This is a genomic window from Peribacillus sp. YIM B13482 (assembly GCF_042787975.1).
Lineage (GTDB): Bacteria > Bacillota > Bacilli > Bacillales > DSM-1321 > Peribacillus > Peribacillus simplex_A.
Genome location: NZ_JBHZPF010000130.1, coordinates 1 through 2,797, shown reverse-complemented (window position 1 = coordinate 2,797; position 2,797 = coordinate 1). Strand labels below are relative to the sequence as shown.

The 2,797-nt window shown below is 35.1% G+C and carries 1 protein-coding gene; it reads left to right on the top strand.

The genetic code is table 11. The features are described from left to right. The first annotated feature begins 443 nt into the window (after positions 1–443). Positions 444–2,603: a S8 family serine peptidase gene (locus ACFX4L_RS25270; RefSeq protein ID WP_377406653.1), complete on the top strand. Its 2,160-nt coding sequence runs from the start codon at positions 444–446 to the stop codon at positions 2,601–2,603. Positions 2,604–2,797: the final 194 nt, after the last annotated feature.

The window sequence follows — 2,797 nt, the reverse complement described above, 5'->3', positions numbered from 1 at the left end:
AATATATTTTCAAGGGTTATGAAATCCTGCGAATAAGTGAGCATTCGAGAGCTATAGCTATCATACTGAGGGAGTTGATTAAGGAACACAAAAATGACCAATCTTTTTTATAAAAGGATAATCCAATTAAATAGTATAAGGGCATGTTTTGATTCATCTTTTTTCAAAACATGCCCTTTCTATTTATTCATTCACCTTATTAATATACATTTTTTTCTAAATGAACACTTGAATATTTAATTCACATCTATTAAACTAGTGGTTGTTATCAGTAAATACCAAGTTAGGAAAAATTTAGTTGTTTTCTATTTTTCAAACTGAAAAAACACTGAATTTGATCCTTTTTGGCGAAAGAATTACATATCTAATAAATAGTATATTGGAGGTTTTTGTTCTTACCAAATTATTATCATGAAAACAAAAAAGCTGAGGGAGATTAGAGAATGAGAATACAAAAAAAGATAATAGGTATATGCGGAGCTGTGGGATTATTATTTGGGGGGACATCAACATTTGCTGCCACTTCTACGAATACTCCTCAAGTTGTTAAACATGAGAAAAAGGTAGAAGGAAACATACAAGAGGAGATTATAAAAGTAGATAGTAGCGAAGTTAAAAAAAGGGAAATCCTTACTTATTTTAATAATAACAAACCAAAGAAGTATAAAGAAAATGAGGTTATCGTAAAATTTAAAAAGAATTACTCCATAAAAAGTCTAGGATCCCTAAGCACTACTTTAGGTTTAAAAAATGCAAAAGAATTGAATAAAGAAGGAACATATGTAATGAAATTTTCCAAAAATAAAAAGATGGAAGATGTGTTAAAAGAATTTAACGCTTCTTCTAATGTTGAGTATGTAGAGCCAAACTATGTATATCAACCGACAGCAGTTACAGACCCCCTATATAGCGAACTATGGGGACTTAAAAATACTGGACAGGAAATATTAGGGCAAGTTGGTAAAAAAGGTATTGATATAAGTGCGGAAGCAGCATGGGCTAATACAAAGGGCAGTTCCTCTCTTGTTATTGGAGTGATTGATACAGGAATCGAAATTAATCACCCAGAATTAAAAGATAAAATTTGGGTAAACACTGAAGAAATTCCTAACGATGGGATCGATAATGATAAAAATGGATATATAGACGATGTAAACGGCTGGAATTTTTATGATAAAAATAATAGATTGTTCATTCGAGGAGAGGAAGACTTCCACGGAACTCATGTTGCAGGAACAATAGCTGCAAAAGCAAATAAAATTGGAGTTACCGGTATTGCTCCAAATGTAAAAATTATGCCTCTCAAGTTTATCGGACCATATGGAGGGTACGAATCTGATGCGATCGCTGCCATGGAATATGCTAAGGCAAAAGGTGTAAAGATTTTGAATAACTCATGGGGTGGAGGAGAAAATTCACAAGCATTAAAGGATGCTATTAAAAACTCAGGTACCTTATTTATAGCTGCGGCAGGTAACTCTGCAGAGAACTCGGATACAAGTCCAATGTATCCAGCTGCTTATGATTTGCCTAATATTCTTTCTGTAGCCTCTATTAACAATACAGGAAATCTTTCATATTTTTCTAACTACGGTGCAAAAAGCGTAGATGTTGCTGCTCCTGGTGAAGGTATTTTAAGTACAACCCCAAGTGTGGAAGGCGACTATTCTACGGCTTATGAATATCTTGATGGAACATCCATGGCTACCCCGCATGTTACAGGAGTAGCAGCGTTAGTAAAAAGCGCACATTCATCATATACTCCCGTTCAAATCAAGAATGCTATCTTGAGAACCACTACGAAGCTGTCTTCATTAACAGGAAAAGTTGTTACGGGAGGACTTGTGAATGCAGGGAAAGCAGTTAATTTCGAGGTAGACTCTGATATTCCAGGTATTACTTGGAAAGGAGGAAGTATCAGTACTTCACTTGATGCAAGTAAAGATAAAAATGATGTATATTCTATTAAACTATTAAAAGGGGAAAAGGTGAAGGCTACACTAACTGGTGATTCCGGGACGGACTTTGATTTATATTTGTATAACGACACTACAAAGACTGTAAATTCGAGCAACGGCATTGTAGCACATTCAGAAATTGCAAATTCATCCAAGGAATCCTTTACTTTTACAGCTCCTAAAACAGGCACATATTATTTGAATGCCCACGCTTTTAGTGGAGCTGGAAAATACATTCTTTCTGTAACAGAAGGCATTGGAGCAGGAACATATGAAAATACGAGTAAATATTTTGGATATGAAGGAACATGGAATAAAATATCCGATGGAAGTGCGTCGGCAAGCTCATACACAAGTACGAACCAAACCGGTTCAACTCTGAAAACTGTGTTTAATGGTACAGGAATATCCTATAAAGCTATAAAAAATGATAAACAAGGAATTGTAAAAGTGACATTGGACGGAAAATCAGCAAATTATAGCTTACATGCTGCTACTCCTAAGTATAAAGAAGAAATATTCAGTAAAACAGGACTAACTGCAGGTAAGCACGTATTATCTATTGAATGGACTGGTCAGGCAGATCCTGTTGCCCGTAAAACTTCTACGGAGGTAAATGTTGATTCCATCTCAGTTTTAAAATAGTTGTTATATACAGTATACCCTTAGCTTCATCCATAAAGAGGATAAAGCTAAGGGTTTTTGTGGTCGGGAAAGTGGGGGAAAGGTCCCCATAATCTATAAGGCAGCTTTTTCTTATTGAACTATCGGGGCAGCATTCCTGTAATCAGTGAAATTGAAGTTTGAACAAAAAAATAACCTCTTGGTAGAATGAGAGA

Bases quoted from the DNA above. Each gene is read 5' to 3' on its own strand.
- ACFX4L_RS25270 (WP_377406653.1), top strand. From the start codon at position 444: ATGAGAATACAAAAAAAGATAATAGGTATATGCGGAGCTGTGGGATTA.